We start from the raw sequence: 14,086 nt of genomic DNA on the forward strand, positions 1-14,086 counted from the left end.
GCACATAACAATGGCAAACAGTTCGGCGCTTTGCGCCCGGACGCTTACTTCGTTCGCGCCGCTGTTGCGGGGCGTTATGAGTCTTTGATAGCTTCGAGTATTGAATGAAGAAAGATGAAATAGAGAAAATCGTTCAAGCGAGAGTGGAAGATGCTCAAGTACTCTACGAATCATCTAGATACGATGGCTCGGTATACTTGTGTGGGTACGCAATAGAGCTGGGGCTTAAGGCACGGATCTGTAGGACTTTGCAATGGGATGAATATCCAACTTCTGGAAAATATAATTCCTTTAAGACTCACGACCTCGACGTCCTTCTGCACCTCACAGGCTGCGAAGACAAAGTTAAATTAAAGCACTTGGCAGATTGGTCAATTGTTGCTCAATGGAACCCCGAGGCCAGGTACAACCCGATTGGTAGTGTTCAGAACTCTGATGCAAAAGATATGCTCGAATCAACAAAGGAGCTTCTGAAGATATTATGAAAGAACTAGCAGAAAAGCTCCGAGATGTGGAAATCGAATTGAGCAAAGAAAATGGCGACTTTGAGCTATTTGCTTTGTTCTTGCGTGAGGACGCAGCGGATAAATGGGATTTAATTATTTCTTCCGACTGGGCACGTAAAGATAAAAAGTCAGCTCTAAATGTAATAGTTTCAAAAATACAAGGTACATTGAGTGCAGAAGAGACTGTTAAATTATCACGAATTATTATCTTAAATAAGGATGACGCTGCATTGAATGCGCTACATGGAGCAATGCATGTGGAACATGGTGTTGCCGAGATATCAGATAGTAATTTCTTTGGATTGGCAATTAAACATGCCTACCTTATTACATCAAAGCGTGCAAACTCATAACAAAGTGCTGCTAGGGACAAACCTACGCTGCGCTCCGGTTTACCCCAGAGCACGGCGTTAAGCAGCACTCAGAGGTTGTGCCAATCCTTAGGTATATAAGTAAGAGGACCGACAGATGCGAGCACTTCTTTTACGCTATATCACATTCAGTGTTTTGAGTGGTTACACTTTCGGCCAAGACAATACTGAACTTGAGAAGTTGTATATATCTGACCAATCGGCTCGCCAAACCCAACCTATTAATTGGGAAGAGTTGCGTGAAGAGGATGAAGCAAGACGGGAGCACGTTCTATCAATTTTGCGGAATGGCGACATTCAAAGTGCTAGAGACTATTTTCATGCAGCCATGATCTTCCAGCATGGCAATTCTCCTGAGGATATTCGACTTGCTCATTCATTCGCAACAATCGCGGCAACGTTGGACTCAAGCCTGGAGAATGTTAATTGGCTTAAAGCAGCAACCTGGGATAGGTTGCTTTTAAACTTCGATCAACCGCAGTGGTTCGGCACTCAGTTTGTCAGAGATGGCGATGGAAACCTCACTCTGTATAAAATGCAGCCCGACGTAATCTCCGACGAACAACGAACCGCATGGTCTGTGCCAACAGTTTCAGAGTCACTGCAGCTACTTGAACAAAGGAACAACAGAAACTAATGCCGCTTAACAATTCCAAACAAATGGACGCTCACTGCGTTCGCGCCTTTGTTGGAAGGCGTTAGTAGCCCCTATGCGTAAAGCATTCGACAAGTTTTCAGAATTATTGGAGTTGCGGCTAGCTTCAAAGGTATCTACGACAGAGGATTCTGTCCGGTATACTCTTTTCGCAGCAATGCTCTCTAACGGTATTTCGCCGGACGAGGTTGTTCTGGAGTTCCCGCATCCTGCGATCGAAAGGGGACAAATTGATACCTGGCTGCCCAACTTCCGTGGAAGGCCAGTCTCAATCGAGTTCAAATATGACCGAGATCCGCCAAGCGGCAAGAACCAGCCTAAAACGCAGAAGGCAGGATCAGTATTTCGAGACATACACAGGCAACTACTGACGTGCCAAAAAACCAATGCAGAATGTTATTTTGTCTACGTGACAACAAAAGAAATGGCTGTGTATTTCAACAACCCGAACAATGGCTATCAAACCATATTTGGGCTACAGCCTGATCAGAAATTTCAGATTGATCACGGCTACTTTTCTGGGAAACCAATGACTTTCATGACGTCGCTCGGTGGAGAGTTCGAGGCAGGTATCACTTGCATTATTTCAAAATCGTTGCCCCATGATCACGAACTGAGAATCTATAAGATCGAGGCGATACGTTGAAATCAGCCACTAACAATCAGTTTCTTAGCGACAAAAGTATGTTCTCATGCCTTTTGCAAAGGGTGCAAAAGCCACGCCAACATACTTTCGCGCCAGAACATGGGCGTTATACCTCTACGGAGTTTTGAGCATTGCCAGAAATTGATGAATTAACTCGAAGTATTGAAAAGAGAATAAAAAATATTGGTGAACTTGAGGATTCCGTCCGTGGCTATATCAATACTACGCGTTACCAAAACGATCTTTTAAAAGATTCGGATAACTGGAACCAGATTTGTTGTTCACTAGATACGATTGATGACACGCTCTATTCTCAGCAGGATTACTTGAGTGCGAAATACCCTTCGAGCGATGGATTGAAATACGTATTTACTTATGGACTTCTCCAAGCTTTGTTCATTCAACAAGATGCAATGCGCCATTTATCAGAAGCTTTCGGAATTGAGTTTCAACTAACCGACCGCCTTGAGGAAATTCGATCACTACGCAATGCATCGATTGGCCATCCCACAAAGAATAAGACTAAGGGTTCTACTTACTACAACTATATTTCAAGAATGAGTCTCGAAAAGCACGGATTTACCTTAATGCGAAGCTTTGATCAGGGAAACAATGAATTCATTGATATAGAAATATACCCCATCATAGATGATCAATTAAAAGACATAGAATCAAGCTACAAGATCCTATCTGAAAAACTGGCTGAGGCCGATAAAGTGCATCGTGAAAAATACAAAGATAATTTACTTTCGGATATATTTCATTCGTCCATGAGCTATACCATTAGCAAAGTTGCAGAGGGAATTCACTCTCCCCATGGCAGTAATGTCACATTCGCATTATCCATGCTGAACTCAATACAAAAGACCTACAAAAAATTTGAAGATGCTTTGCAGGAGCGTGGAGAGTTAAATGATTACACAAAGTATGACTTAGATGAATACAACCATGCACTTTCTAGACTGAAGGATTACTTGGCTGGTAATGCGTCTGACCTGTGTGATAGCGATGCTAGAATCTACTACTTTTACATTCGAGAACAACATAAGCATTTCGAGCAAATTGCTAGTGAAGTAGACGATGAATATCGAGAAAAGGTATAACAAATCAATGAATGTCGCCTTACGGCTGGACCTCCCTTCGGTCGGCCCATTATTGAGGCGTTATGTCCCTCTTCAAGAATTGTGGCTCCGCCTGGAGATAGTAAATGCAGATAGTTGGGCTTGATCATGTTCAGCTTGCAATGCCGAGGGGAAAAGAACCTCAGGCGAGAGCATTCTATAGCGACATTCTCGGAATGCCGGAGGTACCAAAGCCAGCTTCATTAGCTGGGCGAGGTGGTGTTTGGTTCGAGCGAGGTGTGGTGAAAATTCATTTGGGAGTAGAAGATGAATTTAGAGCTGCAAGAAAGGCACATCCAGCATTAGTAGTGACAGACTTAGGCGAACTAATGAAAACCCTTGCTGCGAATGGGTATGAGGTTCTAGAAGACACTGGCATCCCCGGCGTGGTTAGAGCTTTTTCCCATGACCCTTTTGGAAACCGTATAGAGTTTATTCAAGATGGCAAGGTGTCTGGACATAACAATTAGATCAACTACGCGCCTTCGGCGCCGGGCACGAACTGCGCTCGTGCCGGTTATCCACGGGCGTTATGCATCAACCTCCTAAGCCAATGAGAGAAAATGACAATAAAAAGAATAGGACATCGATACTTAGACGCTGAATCGGGAGCGGCGTTGGATTGTTGGTTTGCTCCAGATGGTGAACGCATTGAACGAAGTTGCCTGGCTAAAAAGGTTGGGTTAATTAATGACGACTTTGTGGAAGTCGCGATAAGCGATTTCTCCGATGCCCCTACCAGTACCGAAGACGCTTATCTCAGATTACATTTGCTCTCGGAATGCGTGGTCAAGCCAAATGAACTAAATTTGGACGGCATTTTTTCGTTACTTCTCAATGTCGCGTGGACTTCCGCGGGCCCGGTATTACCGACTAAAGTTTCTGAGCTGCGAAGGCGTATCGCTAGTGAGCACCATCACCTGGTTGTGTTTGGCATCGATAAGTTTCCTCGTATGGTGGACTACGTGGTCCCGCCAGGTGTTCGAATCGCAGATGCCGACCGTGTAAGGCTTGGAGCTCACTTGGCCCCAGGTACGACCGTGATGCATGAGGGTTTCGTGAACTTCAATTCCGGCAGTTTGGGCGAGTGCATGATTGAAGGAAGAGTGACGCCCGGCGTTGTCGTCGGCGAGAAGTCGGATGTGGGTGCTGGCTCCTCCATTATGGGCACATTGTCCGGAGGTGGGAAGCGAGTGAACTCTATTGGGGAACGGAGCCTACTCGGGGCAAATGCTGGTATAGGCATTTCTTTAGGTGACGACTCAATTGTGGAGGCTGGTTTGTATGTCACCGCAGGTACAAAGGTCACGCTTCCTGACGGTAAGGTGGTACCGGCTAGAGAATTGTCTGGACGGCCCGGCCTGTTATTTCGACGCAATAGCCAAACGGGAGCAGTCGAAGTATTGCCGACAGACTCAACTCGATGGGGTGGCATCAATGTCGCACTTCATAGCAATGATTGAGCAGATGCATAACAAAGCCGTTAAGTCGCCCTTCGGGCTCGGGCGGCAAACAAGTTGCCGCCGCTTACGGCGGCGTTAATTGTCTCTATTTATGAAAGTGGTTACCTGGAACTGTAATGGAGCGCTCAGAAGGAAGCTTGCAAAGGCAGATAGTTTGCAGGCCGATATCTTGGTGATTCAGGAATGTGAAGACCCTGCGCTATCAACGCAGGCATATAGAGAGTGGGCGGGTTCTTACTTGTGGGTGGGCGAGTCGAAAAATCGTGGCATCGGTGTTTTCCCACGAAACGGTCATCGACTAGAAAAGTTGAATTGGAGTGGCAGCTTTTCCATACTTGGACTGCTTAGCAAAAGTGAAACACTGAATTGGAGAACGGAAGATCTTAGGATTTTCCTTCCTTTCACTATAAATAAAGATTTAACTGTGCTGGCCGTTTGGACTAAGGGTAGAGATAACGAAGCATTTGGGTACATGGGGCAATTCTGGAAGTATCTCCAAATCCACCGTAAGGATCTTAGCCAGTCTAAAACAATCATCGTTGGCGATTTTAACAGCAATGTGCGCTGGGATAAGCGGGACCGGTGGTGGAACCACTCTGATGTAGTTTCTGAGCTCGGCGATATGGGTTTCGAAAGCCAGTATCATCGAGTCTTTGAGGAAGAACAAGGCAACGAATCCAACCCCACATTTTTCTTGCAGCGGAACCGGGAAAAGGCCTACCACATTGATTACGTTTTTACTTCTGCAGACTTTTCAGAAGAATGTAGTTTGCAAATAGGCCAGCATGATGATTGGATTGCGATTAGTGACCACGTGCCGTTGATATTGAACATCAACAATTAACAATCGGCTGCACTGCGCCCGATTTTCCGCCGCTTCGCGGCTCCAAACCGGCGCGTGAGCCGGGCGTTAGGCCAACGATGAAGTTACTTTGCACAGTTACATATTTTATATTTCTGATAGGTACCAGTGTCTGCTGGGCACAAGATTCAGACGAGCCGGTCGCTTCAGATGGCCCTACCTATTTTCCAATCGGCTCGGTCAGCGAGTTTGAACAGACTTGGTATGCATCTCATTTATCGGCAATGGAGGAGCCGATACTCCAGGCAGACGAAGATACAGAGTACTTTGCACTGAGGGTGCTTTATCTACCGACATGGGGCAGACCAATTGCATTTCGATATGAGCTACGCAACGGGACTGCTACGCGTCGCGCGGTTATACTTTCTGGGTCTGGAGGTTACGCTCCCGGAACAATTCGAGACGAGGTTTCGAGTGATATTTCTTCAGAGGACATTGCGGAATTGTTGCTAGCGTTAGAAGACTCTGGATATTGGGATCTTTCTGACCAGGACGACGTCTCTGGAACGGATGGATCTCAGCTAATAATCGAAACAGTTCGCAGCAAAGAGCATCGTGTTTTTGTGCGCTGGACTCCAGAGCATGAACCTAGCACAAGAGGCTTGACGAAATTGGTAGATTTCTACAAAAGTGAGTTCACAGATTTTGGCTTTTGGGGAATCAATTGAAAAGGCCTAACAAATTCTTGCAGACGGACCAGATCACACTGTCATGGCTTTTGCAAAAGACGCAAAACCCACGCCAGCACGATTTGACCGCTGAAGAAAGGCGTTATGCTCACTCGATCTAACCCAGCCAATACAGGAGTTGCAACGTGAAAACAAAAATTGGGGCAGCACTCTGGCTGGCAACATATATTTTCTCGATGAGTTCTCTCGCTCAGGATGGTATCAATCACAGGGATATCGTTTACGGCCACAAAGACGGAATGGCTATGGTCTATGACGTAGCCGTACCTAGCAATGCAAACGGAGCTGGCATTGTTTTCGTTGTTAGTGGCGGATTCTTATCAAGTATCCAGCAACAACAAATGATTTCGCCAGTCGTTTCTCCATTATACGAAGCTGGCTTTACCGTTTTCTATCTTCGCCATCCAAGTACGCCAAAATACCTCGCACCTGAGATCTACGATGCTCTGAAAATTGGTATGGCACACATATTGGAGAATGCCTCTGATTTTGGTGTAGATCCATCTCGCATCGGAACTCTGGGGATGAGTACGGGCGGCCTTCTTTCGTTGCTGCTAGCCGTAGATCAGCCGGAGTCGGCAAATCTGGTTGATGGTCTGCGACCATCGGCTTCTGTGGCATATATGCCGGTTACAGATATCCGCCCGCAAGTAGGTAATGTGAGGGCTACGCCGTCTTTAGGGTTTGATCCTGAACTTGCACCTCAATTGTCGCCAATTGATTTTGTATCCCCCGAAGATCCGCCCATACTGTTTATTCATGGTAGCAGGGACCAAATAGTGCTCCCAGAAGAGAGCCTTACAATGCACGAGCGCCTGGTTTCGATTGGGGTCAAAACAGAGCTTCTGACTGTTGATGCAGGACACGAGCTATTTTCCGGTGAAGTAAAACAATTAGCAGATAGCTCCGCAGTACAGTGGTTCACTGAGCATTTACTGAAATAGGGTCCGAGCATAACAATCCGCAGCAATCGCTCCCGCTGGTCGCTGGGACAGCCAAAACGCTGCGCTTATTTGGCAGCCCTTGTGCGGGGCGTTACGTTTTAAGTTAGATATGGAACGATTAACACTCTATGGAGTACTTACGATAGGGCTTATTTGGGGGATTTTTACTCAATCGGGTAATATCTGGATACTGACGTATAAGATTTGCTATTCAGTACCATTCTGGGCTTACCCTCTAATACTATCGTACGATCTATGGTTTACGATATCTGGGAAGAATTCGAAGCAAGTCGCAAGTTACTACAAGTCTATTTTGTTAGATCTAGTTACTGGCGTTCTATTAGCTGTATTTATAATTGCCCTTTTCTACCTGTCTGGCATTAATTACTCTAACACGTCAATCGACATTGGTGTGTTTGGCGCGTCTTTCGTGATATTAGGCATGTTAAAGCTAATCAAAGTTTCAAGATGCAAGATTGTAGGTATGCCAATTAACACCAAGTTCATATTATTTATGGCTTCATGTATTTTCGGGTTCATTATCTTAATGCTATTCTCGTTATCGGAAATCATGAAAGGTGAACTTGAAATATGGCAATCGATATGGCTTCAAATCACTTTATTAGTGGTGTCTATGTTTGTGTTAGTTGAGGTGGGACGACTAGTTTACTTTATTGAAAATTCTGAGATGTCACCATCTTTAGGTTTCCTCACTTTTTTTGAACGTGTTGGCTCTAAGCATAAGTTATATGAGAATGCCGCTATTCAAGCCGAAAAGTGGAATAATGAAATTAAAATTGCTAAAGCCAAACGTTCAGCTAGATTGCGAAAGAAACGTAACAAGTAGCTGCACAGGAAAAATTACTCGCTGCGCTCCTAATTTTCCTGTGAGTTAGGCGTTAGGTGTCTATGAAGCTCCAGTTCATAAAAGAGCAAGCTAGAAATATCAGGGCACAAACTCTAGCAATCTACTATGCAGCTAGAGATCCACGCATGCCTTTCTTCGTTCGGGTTTTAGCAATCCTCGTAGCCGCTTATGCATTAAGCCCAATAGATTTAATCCCTGATTTCATTCCGATCATCGGCCTCCTAGATGACATCATAATCATTCCTGCTGGCTTGGCTCTTATCATGCGTTTAACGCCACCTTCAGTAATGGAGTCCGCTCGGCTTCAAGCGCAAGAGGCAGCCGAAAAGCCTGTCAGTTATTCTGCTGCTGTCATTATCATTACTACATGGCTTGTCCTACTTTGGGTGTTTGCTAGGTGGGTATTTATTGCACTCAACACCTAACGAGTTGCTCAAGTACGTTCCGGCCACAAGTGGCCTCCACGGGACAAACTGCTGCGCATTTTGCCCCTTAGCAAGGCGTTAGTCGTACAAGGAGCCTCCATTGAGCCCAGAAGACTATAAAGACGAGATAGAGCGCGCTTACGTCGCATATGAGGACTATCTCAATTCCACCCGGCTGGAGTTTTTTAAGCAACTGACGGGTGCAATTCTAACTTTATCTAGCGGTGCACTTGCACTCTCACTGGTCATGATCAAGACGTTTGGTGACCAGGGTGAGATTAGTTACCCACAAGTATTGGTCGTTGCGCTCAGCGCCTTTGCGCTTTCAGTCGTCGGGACTTTAAGTGCCTTCATAATTTCTATCCTTTCGCTCAATAAGCAAAGCGAATATGCAAAGAAGTACTATTTAGAGGGTGATGATGGCTATTTCCGCAGAGAGAATCCTTGGACCTATCCGCGAGTGGTATGTATTTACGGATCGGCGATACTCTTCATTGTCGGCATCATTTCGTTAATCGCGGTGGCATCATTAAACATATAGGACATGACTATGAAAAAGGTCGATCGTGATATTCAAAGGATTAAGGGGATTGTTGAAGGGTTTCAGTGTGATTTGATGCTATTCGGCTCGTATGCCAAGAGGGAGGAGACGCCCTTCAATGACATTGATATAGCTGTACTTTCCGAAGATATAGATTTTAGCCGTTTGGAATCAAACCTCCGCGCCCTTAACTTAAAGCGGAAGATCGAAATTCAAATGCCGCCGTATAAGCCGATGCCCCCTAGGCCTCCGAAGCCTCCGAAGCCTGGTGGATCACAGGACGATGCCCCATTCCATATCTTGCTTGTAGACAGGGCATCGGTGCCGGGCAGAGAGTTTATTTCTATCAACGAAAAGAACTTTCTGAGTGTGTGAACGACTAACAAAGCATTCCAACGGGCCAAGTTTCCGTGTCACACTTTTTGCGTACGCAAAAGCTGCGCCACGGCAATTTCGCCGCTGAATAGCGGCGTTATACCCACAGCACGGAGAGACACTAGCCTATGGAAATACGATTTGACTTGAGAGAACTTGACGGGCTAGAGGTCTCGCAAGAAAAGCTTGACCTGCTGCGTGCTTCGATGAGCCTAGCTGATACAGATGATCTCGCTCCACGCTTAACCAATTTGGCCCACGCAGGACTAATCGAATATCTAGAAATGCTAGCTGGAAAAGGAATGCCCAACCGAGCGGACGAAGCGAAGCAAGATCGCCTCCTCTATATAATAAAGAAAGTATTTTCTCCTCGTCTCCCTAGTGAAGATGATATTTCTATCATGTTCCAATTGACTACAACTCAATCTAAAACTCTTCTGCGAAATACTCTTTCTAGGTATCGAACTAAGCTGCATGAAGAGCTCCACCAAACTTTAGAGGAAATATACCGATCGGCTGAGGTTAGTGGTGAAGGCTATGATGTGACAATATTGTCGGATGTCTTCGTCGAGCATTTAAACCTTATCGTTGCCAAAGAAGGGGCTGGTTATAATCCCATAAGGAAAAGATCAGTAGGTTCAAGAAAGTATTTCATTGCTTCTGACACTCACACCGCCCTAGGGAATCATTTTGGAAACTAGCCTACCAAACATCATATCTGCTTTAAGTGTTCTCTTTGGTGTTGCGGTTTTCCATATGGGCGCGAATGCAAATAAAGTGAAAGAAGCGCTTGCAATTGATAAGCCGCCTAAGGAACAAGTTACCACTCTTAAAAAGCAGCGATCTACAATAGCAACGACTATCTTGCTAAGCAGTATGCCTAACTTTGCGATGCTAGGTGCAATTTCGTTCGTAATGCTTCCTCAAGCGGTGAAGCATATAAGTACAACGAAACTTAGTTTGATCAACTTTGATTTTATGATAACGCTTTACCAGATAATCTGGATCATAGTAGCTTTTTACACGATAGCTTCGATGGTGAATATAATAAAACTGGTTAATAAATGGTTCGAATTTGGCAAGGTATAACAATACGCGTCAGCCGGACAGTTTGTTCCGTGGCTCTTTTTGTGCTGGTCGCTACGCTAGCACAAAATGCCACTCTACAAACTGCCGCTGCGCTTTGCGTTAGGCATCAGTAGGTAGGATTGTGACTTCAATTATGGATTGCCCCTCTTGTGGAGCGCCAAACGTAGATGGGCTAACTAGCTGTGATGAATTATTCTCCAAACTTATTGGCAGAGAATTTTCTAACCCTCTACTTTTTCGTGCGCATCGTTTAACAGTTGACGCATATTGTTTACAACACCCCGAGAAATATATGATATCCACTAAATCAGCTACAGCCCATCTAACAGGAATATGCTGGTCTATCGAAATCGGTGAGAGTTTACACCTGCCGCCTACACTTAAGCGTTTTGTTGATGGCCCTCGCACATTTACCCGCATAGCAGTTCCTCCTGAGCTGCACCGAGGTTCTATCAATATAACGCATCTTAATGAATTGTCAGACCCAGACGAATACTTGATCAAAGCAAGAGAATGGGCAAATTCTGCTTGGACTGCCTGGTCTCATGCCTGGGAGCAAACTCGGGCGTGGGTAAAAGAAGCGCAGAATGCTGCCTAACAATTAATTCAATCGCCCGCCGAGCGGGCTTAAGGACAAACTGCTGCGCAGTTTGCCTATTAATAAAAGGCGTTATGAGTCTTTGATAGCTTCGAGTATTGAATGAAGAAAGATGAAATAGAGAAAATCGTTCAAGCGAGAGTGGAAGATGCTCAAGTACTCTACGAATCATCTAGATACGATGGCTCGGTATACTTGTGTGGGTACGCAATAGAGCTGGGGCTTAAGGCACGGATCTGTAGGACTTTGCAATGGGATGAATATCCAACTTCTGGAAAATATAATTCCTTTAAGACTCACGACCTCGACGTCCTTCTGCACCTCACAGGCTGCGAAGACAAAGTTAAATTAAAGCACTTGGCAGATTGGTCAATTGTTGCTCAATGGAACCCCGAGGCCAGGTACAACCCGATTGGTAGTGTTCAGAACTCTGATGCAAAAGATATGCTCGAATCAACAAAGGAGCTTCTGAAGATATTATGAAAGAACTAGCAGAAAAGCTCCGAGATGTGGAAATCGAATTGAGCAAAGAAAATGGCGACTTTGAGCTATTTGCTTTGTTCTTGCGTGAGGACGCAGCGGATAAATGGGATTTAATTATTTCTTCCGACTGGGCACGTAAAGATAAAAAGTCAGCTCTAAATGTAATAGTTTCAAAAATACAAGGTACATTGAGTGCAGAAGAGACTGTTAAATTATCACGAATTATTATCTTAAATAAGGATGACGCTGCATTGAATGCGCTACATGGAGCAATGCATGTGGAACATGGTGTTGCCGAGATATCAGATAGTAATTTCTTTGGATTGGCAATTAAACATGCCTACCTTATTACATCAAAGCGTGCAAACTCATAACAAAGTGCTGCTAGGGACAAACCTACGCTGCGCTCCGGTTTACCCCAGAGCACGGCGTTATGAATAAATTTCTGCCACTCCTGTGCCTTTCGCTGGTTTTTGCTAGCTGTTCGACACAAACTGGCGCCAACCAGTGCGAGATTCCAGTGGAGCATCGGGAAGAAGCAATTGCAAATATGAATCTTGCCCTGCAGGAGTATTCGAATAGAGAGGTGCTCTATGAGGTCGGCACTTACTTCCGAGAAACCGGAAATTTGAATAGGGATAGCGAGGGCTGTTGGTCTTTTATAGCCCCAAAGGGGGTGGAACCAGGCACTGTAATCCACCACGGAGAAGGCGGTATCTATGTTAACCCTCAAACATTGGAGGCGGGTCCAGTATTTTGGTTACGTCACTAATTCATAACAATAAGCACCAGTTCGCTCCTACTGAACTAGCCCCAAATTAAACCGGACACTTCGTTGGAAGTTAAGGCCTAGGCATAGCACTAGGCTTAAGGAGTGTCTAAGAATGGATAGAATTGAAGTTTTTACCGGTGTACAGCGCCGCAGACGATATTCCGCTGAAGAGAAAGCGGTCATGGTTACCGAGTGTTTAAAGCCAGGTATGTCAGTCTCGCTTGTCGCCAGAAGGCATGGTATATCTGCCAGCCTGTTGTTTAAGTGGAAGAAGCTGATGAACGATGGTGGATACTCGGCCATTGAGTCGGGGGACGAGGTGGTCAGCGCCTCGGAAGTTAAAGCACTGAACAAAAAGGTCCGTGAGCTTGAGCGCATGCTGGGACGCAAAACCATGGAGGCGGAGATCCTTCGTGAGGCGCTTGAGGTAGCGCAGACAAAAAAGTTGATATCGCGCACGCCGTTGCTGCCACCGGACGATTCCCAGTAAAGCAGGTGGCGCAGGTGCTCAAGGTCTCGCGCTCCAACCTGATTGACCGGCTTAAGGGGCGTCAGACAGGACGTCCGGCACGATACGACATCGAGGCTGATGCGGCCTTGCTGCCGGCCATCAAGAACGTCTGTGCCAGGCGAGCCAGCAATGGGTACCGGCGGGTGACTGCCAGGTTGAACCGCCTTCGGCGAGCGGCTAACGAGCCGACGGTCAACCACAAACGGATTTACCGGATCATGAAGCAGAACGAGTTGCTGTTGCCCAGATACACCGGACGAGTCGATGAGCGTTGTCATAACGGCACGGTTATCACGCTGAAGTCGAACCTGCGCTGGTGCTCCGATGGCTTCGAGATCCGCTGCTGGAACAATGAAGTGGTCCGTGTTGCGTTCAGCCTGGACTGCTGTGACCGGGAAGTGATGCGCTATGTAGCGACCACTGCCGGCATTAACGGTCAGATGGTGCAAGACCTGTTGGTTGAAAGTCTTGAGTATCGTTTTGGCAGTTCGATAAGCACGCCACACCCAATTGAGTGGCTGACTGACAACGGCAGTTGCTACATCAAAAAGGAGACGCGCGAGTTTGCCAAAAGCCTGGGCTTTGTTGTCTGCACGACACCCGTTCGCAGTCCGCAAAGCAACGGCATGGCAGAAGCCTTCGTAAAAACGTTTAAACGCGATTACGTCTACCTGAATGATCTGCCAGATGCGAGAACGGTTATGGAGAAGTTGGCGCACTGGATTGAAGACTATAACGAGACTCATCCACATAAGGGTCTTAAAATGAAATCGCCACGCGAATATCGAGCATTAACGATGTCCACTGGCTAATGGGTGGTGTTCGGTTTAGCAGGGGCAACTACAAGGAATACTATGAAACATTTTTATGTAATTGTTGCAGCCGTAATCTTGACTTTCGGTTTAAGTGATGGCGCACTTTCCAGTCAAGAGAAAAAGAAGGAATTACCCCCGGGTTTGCAAAAACAGGTAGAGAGGGGTAGGGAACTGCCTCCGGGCTGGCAAAGGAAACTTGTGGTAGGCGAGATTGTCGACCAACATATCTATGACCGGGGACGAATCATTCTAAGAGAGGATGGTCACGTTACAATCAATGTAGAGGGTGAGATATTCAGAGTCATAGAAAACACCCGGGAAATTGTTGAGATAATCCAGCGCTCATTCTAAA

20 protein-coding genes and 1 pseudogene are annotated in these 14,086 nt (G+C 45.9%); all 21 read left to right on the forward strand.

The genetic code is table 11. The features are described 5' to 3' along the window. Positions 1 to 104 precede the first annotated feature (104 nt). The 21 genes and pseudogenes from QGM61_RS07620 to QGM61_RS07715 all read left to right on the forward strand — a co-directional run bounded on the left by QGM61_RS07620 (position 105) and on the right by QGM61_RS07715 (position 14,085). Positions 105 to 485 carry a HEPN domain-containing protein gene (locus QGM61_RS07620; protein ID WP_281132561.1) on the forward strand — a complete coding sequence of 127 codons (381 nt, stop codon included), beginning with the start codon at positions 105 to 107 and terminating at the stop codon, positions 483 to 485. Beyond that, the gene (locus QGM61_RS07625) at positions 482 to 859 is read left to right on the forward strand and encodes a hypothetical protein (RefSeq protein ID WP_281132562.1); all 378 of its coding nucleotides are present in this window, start codon (positions 482 to 484) and stop codon (positions 857 to 859) included. Before QGM61_RS07620 ends, QGM61_RS07625 begins: the two co-directional genes overlap by 4 nt. A 115-nt stretch (positions 860 to 974) precedes the next feature. Beyond that, a complete protein-coding gene (locus tag QGM61_RS07630; RefSeq protein WP_281132563.1) occupies positions 975 to 1,514 on the forward strand; it encodes a hypothetical protein in 540 nt (179 codons plus the stop codon). A gap of 73 nt (positions 1,515 to 1,587) precedes the next feature. Then, positions 1,588 to 2,178 carry a hypothetical protein gene (locus QGM61_RS07635; protein WP_281132564.1) on the forward strand — a complete coding sequence of 197 codons (591 nt, stop codon included), beginning with the start codon at positions 1,588 to 1,590 and terminating at the stop codon, positions 2,176 to 2,178. Positions 2,179 to 2,309: 131 nt separating this feature from the next. Next, positions 2,310 to 3,281, forward strand: coding sequence for a hypothetical protein (locus QGM61_RS07640; protein WP_281132565.1), 972 nt, complete (start codon positions 2,310 to 2,312; stop codon positions 3,279 to 3,281). A 104-nt stretch (positions 3,282 to 3,385) separates the two neighbouring features. Continuing rightward, positions 3,386 to 3,769 carry a VOC family protein gene (locus QGM61_RS07645; protein ID WP_281132566.1) on the forward strand — a complete coding sequence of 128 codons (384 nt, stop codon included), beginning with the start codon at positions 3,386 to 3,388 and terminating at the stop codon, positions 3,767 to 3,769. A 267-nt stretch (positions 3,770 to 4,036) separates the two neighbouring features. Continuing rightward, positions 4,037 to 4,762: pseudogene (locus QGM61_RS07650) on the forward strand (DapH/DapD/GlmU-related protein); the annotation flags it as partial. A gap of 91 nt (positions 4,763 to 4,853) precedes the next feature. After that, the gene (locus QGM61_RS07655; RefSeq protein ID WP_281132568.1) at positions 4,854 to 5,606 is read left to right on the forward strand and encodes an endonuclease/exonuclease/phosphatase family protein; all 753 of its coding nucleotides are present in this window, start codon (positions 4,854 to 4,856) and stop codon (positions 5,604 to 5,606) included. 77 nt (positions 5,607 to 5,683) lie between these two features. Then, the gene (locus QGM61_RS07660) at positions 5,684 to 6,292 is read left to right on the forward strand and encodes a hypothetical protein (protein ID WP_281132569.1); all 609 of its coding nucleotides are present in this window, start codon (positions 5,684 to 5,686) and stop codon (positions 6,290 to 6,292) included. Positions 6,293 to 6,438: 146 nt separating this feature from the next. Beyond that, a complete protein-coding gene (locus QGM61_RS07665) occupies positions 6,439 to 7,257 on the forward strand; it encodes an alpha/beta hydrolase family protein (RefSeq protein WP_281132570.1) in 819 nt (272 codons plus the stop codon). A gap of 571 nt (positions 7,258 to 7,828) precedes the next feature. Continuing rightward, positions 7,829 to 8,104: a hypothetical protein gene (locus tag QGM61_RS07670; protein ID WP_281132571.1), complete on the forward strand. Its 276-nt coding sequence runs from the start codon at positions 7,829 to 7,831 to the stop codon at positions 8,102 to 8,104. A 62-nt stretch (positions 8,105 to 8,166) separates the two neighbouring features. Continuing rightward, on the forward strand, positions 8,167 to 8,550 hold the full coding sequence (locus QGM61_RS15330; protein ID WP_281132572.1) for a DUF1232 domain-containing protein: 384 nt from the start codon (positions 8,167 to 8,169) through the stop codon (positions 8,548 to 8,550). Positions 8,551 to 8,650: 100 nt separating this feature from the next. Then, positions 8,651 to 9,091 (forward strand): hypothetical protein, encoded by a 441-nt coding sequence (locus QGM61_RS07680; protein WP_281132573.1) that lies wholly within the window; start codon positions 8,651 to 8,653, stop codon positions 9,089 to 9,091. Between the two features lie 9 nt (positions 9,092 to 9,100). Then, positions 9,101 to 9,466 carry a nucleotidyltransferase domain-containing protein gene (locus tag QGM61_RS07685; protein ID WP_281132574.1) on the forward strand — a complete coding sequence of 122 codons (366 nt, stop codon included), beginning with the start codon at positions 9,101 to 9,103 and terminating at the stop codon, positions 9,464 to 9,466. 128 nt (positions 9,467 to 9,594) lie between these two features. Continuing rightward, positions 9,595 to 10,167 carry a hypothetical protein gene (locus QGM61_RS07690; RefSeq protein WP_281132575.1) on the forward strand — a complete coding sequence of 191 codons (573 nt, stop codon included), beginning with the start codon at positions 9,595 to 9,597 and terminating at the stop codon, positions 10,165 to 10,167. Next, positions 10,157 to 10,555 (forward strand): hypothetical protein, encoded by a 399-nt coding sequence (locus QGM61_RS07695; protein ID WP_281132576.1) that lies wholly within the window; start codon positions 10,157 to 10,159, stop codon positions 10,553 to 10,555. The genes QGM61_RS07690 and QGM61_RS07695 overlap by 11 nt, the downstream gene beginning before the upstream one ends. A gap of 133 nt (positions 10,556 to 10,688) precedes the next feature. After that, complete coding sequence (locus tag QGM61_RS15335) at positions 10,689 to 11,153, forward strand: DUF5946 family protein (RefSeq protein WP_411268758.1); 465 nt, start codon at positions 10,689 to 10,691, stop codon at positions 11,151 to 11,153. 102 nt (positions 11,154 to 11,255) lie between these two features. Then, complete coding sequence (locus tag QGM61_RS07700; RefSeq protein WP_281132561.1) at positions 11,256 to 11,636, forward strand: HEPN domain-containing protein; 381 nt, start codon at positions 11,256 to 11,258, stop codon at positions 11,634 to 11,636. Continuing rightward, positions 11,633 to 12,010 (forward strand): hypothetical protein, encoded by a 378-nt coding sequence (locus QGM61_RS07705; RefSeq protein WP_281132562.1) that lies wholly within the window; start codon positions 11,633 to 11,635, stop codon positions 12,008 to 12,010. Before QGM61_RS07700 ends, QGM61_RS07705 begins: the two co-directional genes overlap by 4 nt. A 510-nt stretch (positions 12,011 to 12,520) precedes the next feature. Then, positions 12,521 to 13,731 (forward strand): IS3 family transposase gene (locus QGM61_RS07710; protein WP_281132577.1). Its coding sequence is split into 2 segments (ribosomal slippage): positions 12,521 to 12,845 and positions 12,845 to 13,731, totalling 1,212 coding nucleotides; the frame shifts between segments, so codons are not numbered across the junction. Between the two features lie 42 nt (positions 13,732 to 13,773). After that, positions 13,774 to 14,085: a hypothetical protein gene (locus QGM61_RS07715; RefSeq protein ID WP_281132578.1), complete on the forward strand. Its 312-nt coding sequence runs from the start codon at positions 13,774 to 13,776 to the stop codon at positions 14,083 to 14,085. Position 14,086 lies beyond the last annotated feature (1 nt).

Source organism: Pseudohongiella sp. SYSU M77423 (assembly GCF_029911965.1).
Classification (GTDB): Bacteria; Pseudomonadota; Gammaproteobacteria; order Pseudomonadales; family Pseudohongiellaceae; genus Pseudohongiella.